The sequence below is a fragment of the Streptomyces sp. NPDC090106 genome, from assembly GCF_044747265.1.
Classification (GTDB): domain Bacteria; phylum Actinomycetota; class Actinomycetes; order Streptomycetales; family Streptomycetaceae; genus Streptomyces.
On record NZ_JBIVDS010000007.1, the window covers coordinates 287720 to 302090 of the forward strand.

Here is a 14371-nt window from a genome sequence, read left to right on the forward strand (position 1 = left end):
CCGAAGGGCACTCTCATGCCTGCTGCACCTCACCTGGAGCCGACCGCCCGGGACCAGGGGACCGCCCCCGCGCCCGCGAAGAAGAAGATGCGCTGGTACGACGGCTTCGCGCTGTCCCTCACCATGCCCGCGGCCCTCGTCGCCTCCCTCGGCGGTTCCATCGGCGGCCTCGGCGCCTGGGGCGCCGTCGCCCTGTGGGTGACCGCGATGGTCCTCGCCGCGGTCACCAACTGGATCTACACCGAACTGGCCGCGATGTTCCCCGACTCCTCCGGAGGCATCGCCCACTACGCCACCGAGGGCTGGAAGAGCCGCGCGCCCGTCGTCGGGCCGCTGGCCTCCTTCGGCTACTGGTTCTCCTGGACGACCGCCCTGTCCGTGTACTCGGGCATCGTCGGCTCCCTCGTCCAGGCACAGTGGTTCCCCGGCCAGCGCTGGACCCTCGACCTCGGGCCCGTCCAGCTGACCTTCCCCGTCGTCGTCGGGCTCGGCGTCATCGCCCTGCTGTTCGGGGCCGCCATGATCGGGCTGCACGCGGCGATGTGGATCGTCCACCTCACCGGCGCGATGCTCCTCGTCCCGCTCGTGGTCTTCATCGTCGGCCCGTTCGTCACCGGCGACTGGGACGCCTCCCGGCTGCACTGGAACCTGCACGGGGCGGCCGGCCTCCACGAGGCCCTGGTCTGGCTCTACATCATGGCCTGGACCTGCTTCTGCGTGGAGGTCTGCGCCACCTTCGCCCCCGAGTACGCCGACCCGGTCAAGGACACCTCACGGGCCCTGCGCGCCGGAGTGCTCTTCGGCCTCGGGGTGTTCGTGCTCCTGCCGCTCTCCCTGGCGGGCTACGTGGGGGAGGGGCCGATCTCGGGGGAGCCCACCACGTTCTACGTGAAGGCGTTCCAGGACCTGATCGGCGGCGGTGCCGACCTCATGGTGGTCTTCCTCATCGGCTCCCTGCTGCTGATCATGGTCAGCGGGCTCGCCGACGGCTCCCGCGTCCTGCACACCATGGGCGTCGAGGGCATCACGATCCGTCAGCTCGGCGTCCTCGACCGGCGCGGCGTGCCGGTACGGGCGCTGCTCGTCGCCCTGGTGCTGAACGTCGTGACCCTGACCGTCCTCAGGACACCTCTGGCGATCATCGTCGCGGGCAACCTCGGCTACATCCTCACCCACATCCTCGCCCTGTCCGCCTTCGCCCTCCTGCGCCGCGACCGGCCCGACGCGGCACGGCCCATCCGGCTGCCGTCGCTCATGGTCCCGGTCGCCTGGACCCTCGCCGCCCTGCTCACCGTCATCCTGGTGGTCGGCGCGACCGGCTTCTCCGTCAGCGGCTACGGAGGACCGGCCGAACTGGCCGTGGCCGTCGGTGTGCTGGCCCTCGGCGTGGTGCTGTGGCTCTACCGCACCCGGGTCCAGGACCGGAGCTAGATACCCCCCGGGCTCCCCGGGCCCCCGGTGCGCAGCCGCTCCAGCAGCGCGGCCTCGGCGGCGCCCGCGCCCCTGTCGTCCCACCGGTCCGACAGGGGCACCGAGCGCAGCAGCCGGCCCGCGGGGTCGAGGATCTGACCGGCGTGCTTGAGCTGCCAGAGCGTCAACGACCGGTCCCTGACCTCCAGTTCCGGGATGCGCTGCACCAACGCCGCCTCGAAGGGCTGGATGTCGTCGACCGACCGCAGCCACATCGTCGTCATCAGGTTCCACGGACCGGACAGCGACGCGCACATCCGGGTCTCCCGCATCCCCGACAACTGCCCCACCACCCGCGACAGATCGGCCGCCGGGACCGACGCCCACAGGGTCGCGCTCACCGGCCAGCCCGACACCGACCGCGCGGCCTCGCACCGGTAGGAGACGGCACGGGCCGCGTCCAGCCGGGCCAGCCGCCGCCGCACCGTCGTCGGGCTGAGGCCGCTGTCCCGGGCCAGCCGCTCCACGCTCTGCCGGACGTCCCGGGCCAGCAGCAGCACCAGCTCCAGATCCGCGTCGCTCAGCGGCGCGGCCGGGACGGGGGTCCGCTCGGGATGCGCGGGCGTGCCCTGCGCCGCGCCGCGCAGCCGGTCCAGCCGCCAGCGGCTGCCCTCGGTGTGCAGCGCGGTGGCGATCTGCGTCCGGGTCGCCGCCACCCCCTCCAGGGCGTCCAGCCGGAACCCGACGTAGCGCGCCAGGTCGGCGCGGCTGCGCAGCACCACCGTCAGCAGCAGATCGCGGGCGCCCGTGGTGTGCTCGACATTGAACAGCGGCGCCTCCTCGACGAGTTGCTCGCACACCTCGTGCAGACGGCCCCGCACGCAGTCGATCTCGATGAACGCCACCACCGCCTCCCCGAGGACGGACGGCGACGGATGGCAGGACAGCCACGCCAGCCCCTCGCCGGTCAGCCGCGCCCAGCGCCGCGCGGCCGTCGTCGCGTCCACCCCGACCAGCGCCCCCACCGTGCGCCAGTCCGCGCGCGGCGCGTGCTGCAACGCCGTGATCAGCAGATAGTCGACCTCGTCGAGCACGGCCTCGGCCACCGAACCTCCCTCACGGACCCACCGGGGAGCGGCGGATCCCTGCATCCAGTGTCCACCGGGTGGCGGATGCCTGCGCACCGAGGGGGCCTGCCGGCTCCGGGTGCACCATACCGGCCATGTTCACGTACGACGACGCCCTGCCCCTGGCCGACGAGCTCACCGCACTCCGCCGTGACCTGCACCGTGAGCCCGAGCTCGGTCTGCACCTGCCCCGCACTCAGCGCAAGGTGCTCGACGCCCTCGCGGACCTCCCCCTGGAGATCACCACGGGGAAGCGGCTCAGCTCCGTCACCGCCGTGCTCCGCGGCGGCCGGCCCGGCCCCGCCGTGCTGCTGCGCGCGGACATGGACGCGCTGCCCGTCGCCGAGGACACCGGACTGCCGTACGCCTCCGAGGTGCCCGGCGTGATGCACGCCTGCGGGCACGACCTGCACACGGCCGGACTCGTCGGGGCCGCGCGGCTGCTCGCCGCCCGCCGCGAGGAACTGGCCGGAGACGTCGTGCTGATGTTCCAGCCCGGCGAGGAGGGCGACGGCGGCGCCGGGATCATGATCGAGGAGGGCGTGCTCGACGCGGCCGGCCGACGGGTCGCCGCCGCGTACGGGCTGCACGTCTTCTCCACCCAGCTGCCGACCGGGATGGCCGCCACCCGCGCGGGCACCTTCCTCGCCGCCAGTGACGCCTTCGACGCCGTCGTCGTCGGCCGCGGCGGACACGGCTCCATGCCGCACCTCACCCGCGACCCGCTCGTCGCGGCCTGCGAGATGGTCACCGCGCTCCAGACCCGCGTCGCCCGCGAGATCGACGTCAACGACCCGGCCGTGATCACCGTCGGCGCGCTGCACTCCGGCGAGGCCCGCAACGTCGTCCCCGGCCGCGCCGAGTTCCGCGCCACCGTCCGCACCTACAGCGAGACCGGCCGGGTCGCGGTCCAGGCACTGGTGGAACGCACCCTCAAGGGCATCGCCCTCGCCCACGGCGTGGACGTCGAACTCACCTACGACCGGCAGTACCCGCCGACCGTGAACCCCGCCCACGAGGCCGCCTACGCCCTGGACACCGCGCGGGAACTGCTCGGCCCGCACGCCGTGTTCGAGGTGCCCACCCCGCTGTCCGGCTCCGAGGACTTCTCCATGGTCCTCGACGAGGTGCCCGGCGCGTTCGTCGGCGTCGGCGCCTGCCCGCCCGGCGCCGATCCGGCCACCGCCCCCGTCAACCACTCCGCGCAGGCCGTGTTCGACGACGCGGCCCTGCCCGTCCAGGCCGCCCTCCTGGCCCGCCTCGCCACCGGAGCCATGGAACGGTACGCGGACACCGCCGCGGACGGCCTCGCCGGTGCATCCGCAAGGGGGAGCGGCGCATGAGCGGCGTCCGGGCCGCACAGCGGACCGACGGGCCCGGACAGGAGGCCCCCGCCTCCGTCCGCGCCGTGGTCGGTCTGCTCGTCCTCTTCGAGCTGACCAGCGGATTCCTCCAGACCGGACTGGTGCCGCTGCTGCCCTCGCTGGGCGACCACCACCACGTCGGCGACTCCGCCCTCAACTGGGTGACGTCCGTCCAGCTCCTCGCGGGCGCCGTCCTCGTCCCCGTCTTCGGCCGCCTCGGCGACCTGCACGGCCACCGCAGGATGCTGCGCATCGCCCTCGCCTGCGTCGCCGCCGGGTCCCTCCTCGTGGCGCTCGCCCCGAACTACCCGGCCCTGCTCGCCGGACGCGTGCTCCAAGGCGCTCTGGTCGCGCTGCTGCCGCTGGAGATCGCCCTGGTCAGCGACCGGCTGCCCACCGACCTGGCCCGCTCCGCCATCGCCCGGCTCGTCGGCGCGCTCACCCTCGGCTCCCTCCTGGGCGCCGTCGTCATGGGCGCGCTCGCCAAGTCCGTCGGCGACATCCGCGTCGCCCTGCTCGTGCCCGCCGTCCTCGCCGCGCTGTGCGTGCCGGTCAGCTTCCTGTTCATCCCCGAGAGCGTCCCCAAGACCTCCGGGCGGCCCGACTGGCCCGGCGCCGTGCTCCTGGGCGTCGCCCTGGTCTGCCTGCTCGCCGGTGTCTCGCGGATGGAGGAGGACGGCGGCCTGTCCGTCGGCGTGCTGCTGCCGGTGGCGGGCGCCCTGGCCGTCGGCGCGGTCTGGGCCCGGCACGAACTGCGCAGCGACGACCCGCTGGTGGACCTGCGCGCGATGCGGGGCCGCCGAGTGGCGCCGTTCTACCTGACGTCGTTCCTGTTCGGCGTCATGTACTTCGGCAGCCAGACCCCCAACTCCACGTTCCTGGCCGCCGATCCGGACACCGACGGCTACGGCTTCGCCCTGTCCGCCCTGCACATCGCCCTGGTGAGCCTCCCGGCGACGCTCGCCGCCCTGGCCACCTCCGGCGCCACCGCGGTCATCGCCCGCCGGCTCGGCTACCGGCGCACGCTGATGGCCGCCTTCACGCTGATGACGGTCGGGTTCACGTCGCTGGCCTGCTTCCACTCCGCGGTGTGGCAGATCGTGGCGGCGCTGGTGGTCAGCGGCACCGGGGTCGGCGCCGCGCTCGGCGCCATGCCCACCGTCATCGTCGAGGCCACCGACCCGGCCCGCACCGGCGTGGCCTCCGCGCTCTACAACAACGTCAAGACCGTCGGCGGCGCCGTCACCGGCGGAGCGGTCGCCGCGCTGCTCTCCGGGTTCACCACGAGGGCCTCCGGCAGCCCCGACGAGGGCGGCTACGTCATGGTGTGGGCGCTGTGCGCGCTCGCCGGGGTCGCGGCGGTCGCCGGCGTGGCCGTCGCCCGCCGCACCGAGGACGGGTGAGCCCGGCCGGCGGCCCGCACGCGGCAGTACACGAAGGGCCCGGCGGCCACCGCCGGGCCCTTCGCCGTACCGGAACGCCGGGGAGCGGTCCTCCGCCCCCGGCCGAGGGGCCACCACCGTCGGGGAACGCGCCGCCCGGGCTTCGGTGACGGTCCGCCGGCCTTCCGGGAAAGGCCACCTGGACTCCCACCATGGTCCGCCGGTCCCGCGGGAGGCCCGCTCGGTCCTCCGCGACGGTCCGACCGGCCTCCGGGAGGGGCCGCCCCCTCTCCCCAGAGGGGGCGGCCCGGACGTCCGTGACGTTCCGCCAGGCCCGCCAGGAAAGGGCCGCCGGTCTCCGATGGCAGGGCCCCGGCCTTCCGTCGCTCTCCTCCCGGGCTTCCGTGACGGCGTGGGCCGACTTCGGTGAGCCCGTGTGCGGCAGTCCTGAAATGCCTGTCGACGCGTGAGGCGCTGTTGGACATTCTTTCAACAACACGTTCCTGCCCCCGCACCCCCCGACCCCCGCCGCCCGGCCACAGGAAGGAAGCGGTGACGCGCGTGAACGACCAGCCCCGCGGCGCCCCTCGGGACCGCACCGCCACGGTGGAGGAGTCCCGGCGCGCCCTCGCGCACGGCTACGGCCTGCTGCGGGACGGCCCCGTCGCGGACGCCTGCTCGGCACTGCACCGCGCCGCCGTCGGACTGCGCGACACCGACCCGCCCGCCGCCCGGCACGCCCTGGTCGCCGCCGCCTCCGCGGCCTGGGCCGCCGGTGACCGCGACGGCCACCGCCGGGTCCTGGCCGTGGGCCCGTGCGACTCCTGCGGCGCCGACGGCACGGACCTGCCCTGCGCCGACACCTGCCCGCAGGGCGACTGGCGGGCCTACCGCATCGGCATGGACGCCGTCCTCGCCGGCGACTTCCGGTCCGCGAAGCGGCTCCTCGGTCCCAGGGCCGACCTCGTGCCCGCCGACGCCGGGGCGGACGAACTCGGCGACGCCGGCCGCACCGCCCTCCTGCTCGGCAGACTCCCCGCCGCGCGCCGCCTGCTGAGCCTCGCCCTCGCCTCGGCCCGCTCCGCGCACGACGAGGACACCGTCCCCGCGGTCCTCGCGCACCTCGCCTACGCGGAACTGCGCGAGGGACGCCACCCCCAGGCCCGCGCCCACGCCGAGGAGGGGCTCGCGCTCGCGCACCGGCTGGGCCTGGCCAACGTCGCCGCCGAACTGGCGGCCGTCCTCGCGCTCGTGGAGTCGATCGCCGGTGACCTGCCGACCGTCGAGCGGCGCATCGAGGCGGTCCTCGCCACCGCCCAGCCGCACGGACTGGCCCAGGCCGCGTTCCTCGCCGCCTGGGCCCGGGCGCGGGCCGAACTGGGCTGCGGCAAGGTCGAGCGGGCCGCCGCCAGGCTCGCCCCGCTCGTCCGGCCGGGCGCCCGGCAGGCGCACTTCGGGCTGTGGTTCCTGGCCGTGCCGTGCTTCGTCGAGGCGTGCGTCCTGTCCGGCAGGTCCCCCGACGCGGGCGAGATGATCGACCTGTTCGCGGGCTGGACCGAACTCGGCGCCGACCCGCAGGCCCCCGCCCAACTGCACCGGTGCCGGGCGCTGGTCGCACCGCCGGACCACAGCGAACAGCTCTACCGCCGCGCCCTCGCCCACCACCAGCGGGCTCCCGGCCCCTACGAGCACGCCCGCACCCACCTCGCCTTCGGCATGTGGCTGCGGCGCAGACGCCGGCCCACCGAGGCGCGCGTCCAGCTCCGCGACGCGCTCATGGCGTTCGAACGCTGCGGGGCCACCATGTGGGCGCGCCGCGCCGCCTCCGAACTGCGCGCCGCGGGCGAGACGACCGGCGCCGCCGGGACCGGCCCGCTGTCCTCACTCACCCCCCAGCAGCAGCGCATCGCCCGGGACGTGGCCGACGGGGCGACGAACAAGGAGGTCGCCGCCGAACTCTCCATCAGCATCCGCACCGTCGAGTACCACCTGCGCAACGTCTTCGCGCAGCTGGGCGTCCGCTCCCGCACCGGCCTGGCCCACCTGCTCGCGAGCACCGACGGCGCCCCGGACCGGCACTAGGGCATGTCCGCGAAGTCCCGCCCGCCCCGCGACGCCCGGCACGTACGCTCGCCGTACCGGACGCGAGCCCGAGTACGTCCGGTACGAGGCCTCGCGCTCGGCACGCCGAGAGCGCGCACCGGACGCCGCGGGGCCCGCCCTCCGGGTCGGCGACGGGACCGTCCGGACCCGCCGTGGGCCGGCCCCGGCTCCCAGGACCTGCCGCGAGATCCCGCCCGCCCCACCGGCGCCCGGCCCGGCCCGACGCCACGCCGCCCCGGGGGCACCGGCACACGACTGGTGATTCCCCTGATGGCCGGCGCCCGCGGCGCTCCTACCTTGGTCGTCACCGGCTGACCCATGGCACGCCCCCGGGCGAGGTCACCGGACATCACGGCAGCAGCAGCCCCGCACGGAACCGTTCGCACGCCTCCGTCACGGACCACCTCCGTCACGGACCGTCCCCGTCAGCGACCTGACGGTGCCCCACCCCGGCGCCGCCACCCCCGGCGCCCGGTCCGGCACGCACCGCGCGGGCCGCACCGAGCCCGTCCCCTCCGTGCGCGCTGCTCTCCGACTCCCCGGCGCGGCCGGCACCCGGCCGCCTCCCCCCTCGAAGGAGCGCTCATGAGCGACGCCCCCACGACCCCGCACGCCCCGTCCCGCGGCCACCGCCGGCGCCGTCCGGGAGCGGTCACCTCGGTACTGGCCACGGCCGCCGCCCTCGCCGCGCTGCTGACCTCCCTCACCGGCGGCGCCCAGGCCGCCGACAACCCCTACGAGCGCGGCCCGGCCCCGACCACCGCGAGCATCGAGGCCGCCCGGGGTTCCTACGCGGTCTCGGAGACCACGGTGTCGCGGCTCGCCGCCAGCGGCTTCGGCGGCGGCACCGTCTACTACCCGACCAGCACCGCCGACGGCACCTTCGGCGCGATCGCCGTGTCGCCCGGGTACACCGCCTACCAGTCGTCGATCGCCTGGCTCGGCCCGCGCCTGGCCTCCCAGGGCTTCGTCGTCTTCACCATCGACACCCTCACCACCGCCGACCAGCCCGACAGCCGCGGCAGGCAGCTGCTGGCCGCGCTCGACTACCTGGTCAACAGCAGCTCCGTGCGCACCCGGATCGACTCCACGCGGCTCGGTGTGATGGGCCACTCCATGGGCGGCGGCGGAACCCTGGAGGCCGCCAAGTCCCGGCCCTCGCTGAAGGCGGCCGTCCCGCTGACCGGCTGGAACCTGGACAAGACCTGGCCCGAGATCACCACCCCGACCCTCGTCTTCGGCGCGGACGGCGACACCATCGCCCCCGTGGCCACGCACTCGGAGCCCTTCTACGAGACCCTGCCCGCCGGCACCGACCGCGGTTACATCGAGCTGCGGGGCGCCACCCACTTCACGCCGAACACCTCGAACACGACCATCGCGAAGTACAGCATTTCCTGGCTGAAGCGGTTCATCGACGACGACACCCGCTACGAGCAGTTCCTCTGCCCGGTCCCCTCGACGAGCCTGACGATCGCCGAGGCCCGCGGCAACTGCCCGCACACCTCCTGACGGACACCGGGCCCGTACGACGGCCGCCGCACGGCACACCCTGCCGTGCGGCGGCCCCACGCGCGTCGCACCCTCGTCCGGCACCCGTTGTCCGGCCTCGGCGGCGACCACCCCCGGGCGTTCCATAGAATTGTGTCGATCATGCTCGCCGGTGAGCAGGGGACGAGAGCCGGAAGGGCGTGCTGTGACTGTGGACGAGGCGGCTTTCGGCATGCTCCTGCGGGAGCTGCGGGTGGCCAAGTCGCTGACCATCGAGGGACTGTCCGAGGCGTCGGGCCTCAGTGTCCGGGGCATCGGCGACCTGGAGCGGGGCCGCCGGGCCGCCCCCCAGCGCCGTACCGTGGCCGCGCTCGCCGACGGCCTGAGCCTGGGCGACAGCGAGCGCGAACGGCTCCTGTCGGCCGCCCGCGGGGGACGGACCGCGGCGTATCACCCCACGGGCACCCGGGCCCTGCCCCGGGGTGTCGACGACTTCGTCGGCCGGGGCGAGGAACTGCACCGGCTGGCCGCCTACGCCGACCGCGCCGCCCTGCGCACACCGGACGGCACGACGAGCCCGCCGGTCGTGGTGACCGTCTCCGGCCCGCCCGGCGCCGGGAAGACCACCCTCGCCCTCCAGGCCGCCCGCGTGGTGGGCGACCGCTTCCCCGACGGACAGCTCGTCGTCGACGCGCGCGGCACCGATCCGGCACCGCCCGCGCCGGCCGAACTGATGCTCGTGGTCCTCAAGGCCCTCGGCGTCCCCGACCGGGACCTCGCGCGGACCGGACCGGACGGACATCCCGGGCTCTACCGGCAGGTCCTCGCCGAGCGGCGCTGCCTGCTCGTGCTCGACAACGCCAGGGACGAGGCCCAGGTACGGCCCCTGCTGCCCGGTGCCGGAGCCGGGATGACGCTGGTCACCAGCCGCCGCATGCTCACCGGCCTGGACAGCGTGCACCGGCTGCCCCTCGGCGAGCTGAGCCCCGAGGAGGCCGCCGAGTTCCTGTCCGCGCTCGTCGGCGCCGAGCGCGCCGGAGCCGATCCGGCCGCGCTCGCCGAGGTCGCCCGGCGCTGCGGACATCTGCCGCTGGCGCTGCGCGTCGCGGGCAACTGGCTGGCGACGCGCACCGGCTGGACCGTGGGACGGCTGGCCGACCGGCTCGCCCAGGAGGACCGCCGCCTGGACGCCCTGTCCGCCGGCGACGTCCGGGTCGACGCCGCCTTCGACCTGTCGTACCGGCAACTGACCCCCGACGCCGCCCGGATGTTCCGGCGGCTGTCCCTGGTGCCCGGAGCCGACGCGAGCGCCGCCGGGGCGGCCCGGCTGACCGGGCAGGAGCTGTTCGACGCCGAGGACACCCTGGAGGAACTCGTCGAGGCCGGGCTCCTCGGCGCCCACCGCGACCGCTACCGGCTGCACGACCTGCTGTGCCTGTACGCGCGGGTCCGGCAGACGGCCGAGGAGGGCACCGCGACGGCCGACGCGGCGCGCGCCCGGCTGTACCGCTGGCTGCTGGAGACGGCCGTGGTCGCGGGCCGCTGGTACGAACCCGACCACGGCGCCCCGCCCCTCGGCTGGGAGGGCGGCGTCGACCTGTCCGACGCCGAACGGGCCCGCGACTGGCTCCAGACCGAGGGCGCCAACTGGCTCGCCGCCTACCGGGCCGCGGCGGCGGACGGCGACCACTCCACGGTCGTCGAGGTCGCCGAGTCCCTGCACTGGTTCTCCGACCAGTGGATCTTCTGGGGGCACTGGCCCGAGATCTTCGAGACCGCCGCCCGTTCCGCCCGGGCGCTCGGCGACCCCCTGATCGAGGCCACCCAGCTGAACTACCACGCCTGGGCGCTGATCCTGTGCGAGGGACGGCCCCGTGAGAGCCTCGCCCGGTCCGCCCGGGCGCTGGCCGCCGCCGAGCGTGCGGGCGACCTGGTCCAGCAGGCCTGGGCCCACCAGTACAGCGCCTGGGCGTACCGCCTGCTGGACGGACCCGATGAGGCCATCGACCACAACGAGCGTGCCGTGGAGCTCTTCGAGGCCGCCGGCGATCTGCACGGACTCCTCCAGAGCATCCACAACCGCGCCGTGATCCTGCAGCGGCAGGGCCGTCACGAGGAGGCCGAGACGGCCTACCGGGAGATGCTGTCCTGGCTCCAGGACGTGGGCGACGGGATCGAGCCGCACATCGCCGAACTGGCCCGGCTCGGCGTGCACGGCGGCCTGGGCACGGCCTACTGCGCCCTGGAGCGGTGGGAGGAGGCCGTCACCCACCTCGAAGCGGCCGTCGCCATCTGCCGCGACGGCGGCAACACCGCCCTGGAGAGCCGCGAGCTGGGCAAACTCAGCGAGGCCCTGTTCGCCACCGGCCGACCCGACCGGGCCCGTGAGGCCCTGACGCGCTGTGTCTCGCTGGGGCCCGACGCCGACCCCGAGCGGGTGGCCAGGGCCCGGCTGCGACTGGCCGAACTCGATGCCGCCCAGGGCTGAGAACCACCCGTCCCCCGGACTCTAGCCGCCGGTCCGGGGGACGGTCGTCCCCTGCGCGCACACCCCTGTTCCGTCAGCGCACCACCGGCACTCCTCATCCGTGCCGAGGTTTCTGCCTGCCTTGTGCCTGGAGACCGGGCGCCCGCGCTGCTTGGCTGAGTGCCGGGGGGCGGCCGTCGGGCCGCGGCACGGCAGGGCAGGGCACGGTGAGATCGGCGGGGAGCTTCATGGGCGAGCAGCGGCAGCGGGTCCGGGTGGGAAGCGACGCCCTCCAGGACCTGGTGGAGACGCTCGCGGCCCGGCTCCGCCGCGCGGTGGTCGTCGACGATCCGCTGGTCAGGCTCGTCTGTTCGAGCCAGCACTTCGGTGACGAGGACGCGGTGCGCATCCGCAGCCTCCTCCAGGGCCGGGCCCCCGACGACGCCATCCGGCACGTCCTCGACCAGGGCGTCACCCGCTGGCCCGGCCCCGGCTTCATCGCCGGCCGCGACGACCTCGGCCTGCGCACCCGCTACTGCGCGCCCCTGCGCGAGCGCGGACACCTGGTCGGTCTGCTGATGGTCGTCGCCCCCGACGGGACCCTCACCGAGGAGGAGACCACCGCCATCGGACAGGCCCTCCCCGCCATCACCGCCCAGATGTACGCCGACCAGCTCGCCGCCACCGCGCAGGAGGCCGCGCTCCAGGAGTGCCTGCTCGACCTCCTCGATCCGCACCCCGCCGTCCGCGCCTCGGCCCGGCAGCGCGTCCTGAACGGCGGACTCCTCCCGGACACCGCGCACGCCGTCGTCAGCGTCGTCCAGCTCGCCCCGGCCGCCGAGCCGCCAGGACAGACCGAGGTCGCCCTGCGCGGCGGGCTCGAACAGTACGGCCGCACCCGCTCGGCCACCGCGATCAGCGCCGTCACACCCGAGGGCGCGATCCTCCTGGAACTGCACCCCCGCCCCGTCGGCGAGCGGGACCTCGCGGAGCACTCCGCGGCCCTCCTCAAGACCCTCACCACGTACGTCGATCCCGCCGCGGCTCCGGTGGTCGGCACCGGCGGGGTGCAACAGGGGCTGGCCGCCGCCTGGATCTCCCACGGCCAGGCGCTGACCGCCGCCCGCGCCGCCCGCCGGGTGCCCCGCCTCGACGGCGTCGGCGTCTGGGACGCGCTGGGGGAGTACGCGGTGCTCATGCAGGTGCCCGACGAGGCGCTCGGCGCCCCGCTGCTGCCCAGGCCGCTGCGCGACCTGCTGGAGAGCCCGGTGGGCCGGCGCCTGGAGGACACCCTGCGCTGCTTCCTGGAGCACGCGGGCTCCGTGCCCCGCACCGCGCAGGCCCTCGGGGTGCACCGCACCTCGCTCTACTACCGGCTCCGCCAGATCCAGGAGATCACCGGCGTCGACCTCGACGACGGCGGCGACCGTCTCACCCTCCATCTGGGCCTGCGGATCAGGGACCTCGTGGTGCTCGACGCTTCGACAGAGTGACGCGGAATCCGCCGGGCGATCCCTACAGAGCGCGGTCGCCCGCGCGCACACCTCCGACACAGAATCGGCACAGCACCGCGGAGGACAGCGTCGTCGGCTCCGCGGACGACGGACCGCCCGCACCGGACAGGTGCCGTGCGGCGGACATGACCAGGGAACGAGGAATGGGCGAGCTGACGACGAGCGACGGCGTACGGCTGACGTACCGGGACACCGGAGGTGAGGGGCCGCCCCTGGTCATGCTGCACGGCTGGGGCCGGTCCCAGGAGATGTTCCGGCACCAGCTCACCGGACCGGGCCCGGGGCGCCGGGTCCTCACCGTCGACCTCCGCGGCCACGGACTGTCCGACCGGCCGCGCCACGGACAGCGCGTCGCCCGGCTCGCCACGGACGTGATCGAACTCCTCGACCATCTGTGGATCGACCGCTGCGACGCCTTCGGCTGGTCCATGGGCGCCGCCGTCTGGTGGAGCTTCGTCGACCAGTTCGGGACCGCCCGGCTGCGCCGCCTCGTCCTGGCCGACCAGCCCGCCGCCGTCACGGCGCTGCCGTGGATGACGGCCGAGCAGCGGCGGGAGACCGGGGTCCTCTTCGACCCGCCCGCGCTGCTCGCCTTCGTCCGGGCGCGGGCCGGGGCGACCCCCGCCGATGCCGCGGTGCCGCTCCTGTTCGACCACTGCGTCCAGGACTGGCGGGACGTCCTGCCCCGCATCGACCGGCCGACCCTGGTCCTGGGCTGCGAGGGAGGCAAGGTCGACCCGCGTTCCCAGGAGTTCGTCGCGCGGGCGATCCCGGGCGCGCGGCTGCACGTGTTCCCTTCCGCCGAAGCCGGCTCGGACGTCCCGTTCCTGGAGAATCCGGCGGCCTTCGACGCGGTGGTGCGCGCTTTTCTCGACGAGAGCGCGGAAACCGCCGGCGGGCCGGCCGGGGCGGACCGGAACGTGGAATGCGCGCGATGACGGAGACAGTCACGGAATCGGTGACACGAACGGCGGCAGGCGGTGAATCCACCCTCTGCATCGTCCTGTCCGACACCGACGAACCTGCCTTTCTCCGGGTCCCCGCGGAACTGGTCGCGCAGTTGCTGCGCGACTTCGCGGGAGAACCGGACGGACGCGTCCGTGAACAGGAGGCCCCGGGCCCCGGACACGACCTGCTCCTGCGGATCCGCGCCCACATCAGGGACCACCTCGCCGATCCCGGACTCACCCCCGAGTCGATCGCCCGCGCCCACCACATCTCGGTCCGCTACCTGCACAAACTGTTCCAGGCCGACGGCACCACGGTGGGTGCCTGGACCAGACGACTCCGGCTGGACGCCTGCCGTGGCGACCTGCGCCGACGCAGTCGCACCGTGGCGGCGGTCGCCCATTCCTGGGGCTTCGCCAACGCCTCGCATTTCAGCCGTCTGTTCCGGAAGGAGTACGGCATGTCGCCGAAGGAATGGCAGTGCACTGCCGAGTTCGCGGCGGTGCACGGACAGGACATCCGGGAATCCTCACGCGCCTAGCGTGGAACCCGAAGGTCCTCCTTC

Annotated in this window: 10 protein-coding genes; 9 read left to right on the forward strand and 1 reads right to left on the reverse strand. The window is 74.8% G+C overall.

The features are described from left to right. Nucleotides 1-15: 15 nt before the first annotated feature. The gene (locus ACIPSE_RS23990) at nucleotides 16-1431 is read left to right on the forward strand and encodes an APC family permease (RefSeq protein WP_401665468.1); all 1416 of its coding nucleotides are present in this window, start codon (nucleotides 16-18) and stop codon (nucleotides 1429-1431) included. On the opposite strand, the gene ACIPSE_RS23995 is transcribed toward ACIPSE_RS23990, so the two are convergent. Next, nucleotides 1428-2516: an Lrp/AsnC family transcriptional regulator gene (locus tag ACIPSE_RS23995; RefSeq protein WP_401665471.1), complete on the reverse strand. Its 1089-nt coding sequence runs from the start codon at nucleotides 2514-2516 to the stop codon at nucleotides 1428-1430. The two genes, ACIPSE_RS23990 and ACIPSE_RS23995, sit on opposite strands and share 4 nt — an antisense overlap. Nucleotides 2517-2632: 116 nt before the next feature. Here ACIPSE_RS23995 and ACIPSE_RS24000 point away from each other — a divergent pair, with 116 nt between their 5' ends. The 8 genes from ACIPSE_RS24000 (at nucleotide 2633) to ACIPSE_RS24035 (ending at nucleotide 14347) form a co-directional block, all read left to right on the forward strand. Then, the gene (locus tag ACIPSE_RS24000; RefSeq protein WP_401665474.1) at nucleotides 2633-3880 is read left to right on the forward strand and encodes a M20 family metallopeptidase; all 1248 of its coding nucleotides are present in this window, start codon (nucleotides 2633-2635) and stop codon (nucleotides 3878-3880) included. Beyond that, on the forward strand, nucleotides 3877-5304 hold the full coding sequence (locus tag ACIPSE_RS24005) for an MFS transporter (RefSeq protein WP_401665477.1): 1428 nt from the start codon (nucleotides 3877-3879) through the stop codon (nucleotides 5302-5304). The genes ACIPSE_RS24000 and ACIPSE_RS24005 overlap by 4 nt, the downstream gene beginning before the upstream one ends. 540 nt (nucleotides 5305-5844) lie before the next feature. Further along, on the forward strand, nucleotides 5845-7365 hold the full coding sequence (locus tag ACIPSE_RS24010; RefSeq protein WP_401665480.1) for a LuxR C-terminal-related transcriptional regulator: 1521 nt from the start codon (nucleotides 5845-5847) through the stop codon (nucleotides 7363-7365). 606 nt (nucleotides 7366-7971) lie between these two features. After that, nucleotides 7972-8898, forward strand: a complete 927-nt coding sequence (locus tag ACIPSE_RS24015; protein ID WP_401665483.1) for a dienelactone hydrolase family protein — start codon at nucleotides 7972-7974, stop codon at nucleotides 8896-8898. A gap of 184 nt (nucleotides 8899-9082) precedes the next feature. Next, a complete protein-coding gene (locus ACIPSE_RS24020) occupies nucleotides 9083-11365 on the forward strand; it encodes an ATP-binding protein (protein ID WP_401665487.1) in 2283 nt (760 codons plus the stop codon). 227 nt (nucleotides 11366-11592) lie between these two features. Further along, on the forward strand, nucleotides 11593-12837 hold the full coding sequence (locus ACIPSE_RS24025; RefSeq protein ID WP_401665490.1) for a PucR family transcriptional regulator: 1245 nt from the start codon (nucleotides 11593-11595) through the stop codon (nucleotides 12835-12837). A 146-nt stretch (nucleotides 12838-12983) separates the two neighbouring features. After that, nucleotides 12984-13796: an alpha/beta fold hydrolase gene (locus tag ACIPSE_RS24030; protein WP_401665493.1), complete on the forward strand. Its 813-nt coding sequence runs from the start codon at nucleotides 12984-12986 to the stop codon at nucleotides 13794-13796. After that, entirely contained in the window at nucleotides 13793-14347 is a 555-nt protein-coding gene (locus ACIPSE_RS24035) for a helix-turn-helix domain-containing protein (protein ID WP_401665496.1), read from the forward strand. Before ACIPSE_RS24030 ends, ACIPSE_RS24035 begins: the two co-directional genes overlap by 4 nt. Nucleotides 14348-14371 lie beyond the last annotated feature (24 nt).